Source organism: Luteibacter yeojuensis (assembly GCF_000964085.1).
Taxonomy (GTDB): Bacteria; Pseudomonadota; Gammaproteobacteria; order Xanthomonadales; family Rhodanobacteraceae; genus Luteibacter; species Luteibacter yeojuensis_A.
In genome coordinates this window covers 1-961 of record NZ_JZRB01000123.1, presented here as the reverse complement: position 1 = coordinate 961, position 961 = coordinate 1, and the positions used below count along the sequence as shown (strand labels likewise).

Here is a 961-nt window from a genome sequence, read left to right as displayed (position 1 = left end):
ACCTCACCCGCCGCGAGTTCGCCTTGCTGCAGGCGCTCATGGAGCGCGTGGGCCGCATCGTGCGCCGCGAGGCCATCGAGACCTCCCTGTACGGTCCCGATAACGCGGTGAGCACCAGCGCGCTCGAGGTGCTGGTGCATTCGCTTCGCCGCAAGCTGAGCCCCGGGGCCATCCAGACCGTCCGCGGCTTTGGCTACATGGTGCCGCGGGAACCCACGTGAGGTCGTTGAGCCTCCGCTGGCGCCTGCTGTTGCTCATCATCGGCGTCCTTGCTGCGGTGCTGTTGCCGCTGGGCATCCTCAGCGCGCACCGCACGCTCGAGGAAGTGGATGAACTCTCCGACGGCCGCCTGGCGCAGGCCGCGCGCACGCTCGAGGTGCTGGTCAACCGCATCGGCGTGGAGCAGTTGCGCGCGCAGCGCACCGCGCGCCTGCTGGTGCCCAGCCGCTCCGCGCACCCGGCCGAGCTGACCGTGCAGGGGCGCACGTACGAGTCCGAAGTAGGGTTCCAGGTCTTCGACCGCGACGGCACCTTGCTCATGGCGACGGAGAACCTTTCGGGCGTGCCGCGCACCGATGTGCCGGATGGCCAGTTCGAGGATGTGGCGCAGGGGCGTTACACGTGGCGCGTGTTCACGCTGATCATGGAAGACGAGCACATCACGATCCGCGCGGGTGAGCGTTACGACAGCCGCCATGAGATTACCCACGCACTGTGGATCGAGCATGGCCTGCCCACCTTGCTCGGCTTGCCGTTGCTCGCGTTGCTGGTCGGCTGGGCCATCCGCCGCGGGCTGGGGCCGCTGGACGACCTGGCCGGCGCGTTGTCCGGGCGCGAGCCCGGCAGCCGCGCCCCCGTGCACCTGGCGCGGGCGCCCGAGGAACTGGCCCCCGTGCTGGCCGCGTTGAACGACCAGATATTCCGCCTCGAAAGCGCCCTGGAGCGCGAGCGCCGCTTCAGC

1 protein-coding gene and 1 pseudogene are annotated in these 961 nt (G+C 69.9%); both read left to right on the top strand.

Features of this window, described 5'->3' with window-relative positions; translation table 11 throughout:
- On the top strand, positions 1-221 hold a 221-nt coding region (locus VI08_RS20510), incomplete at its 5' end, for a helix-turn-helix domain-containing protein (RefSeq protein ID WP_045831503.1).
- A pseudogene (locus tag VI08_RS20505) lies at positions 218-961 on the top strand (sensor histidine kinase N-terminal domain-containing protein); the annotation flags it as partial. The gene VI08_RS20510 and the pseudogene VI08_RS20505, both read left to right, overlap by 4 nt.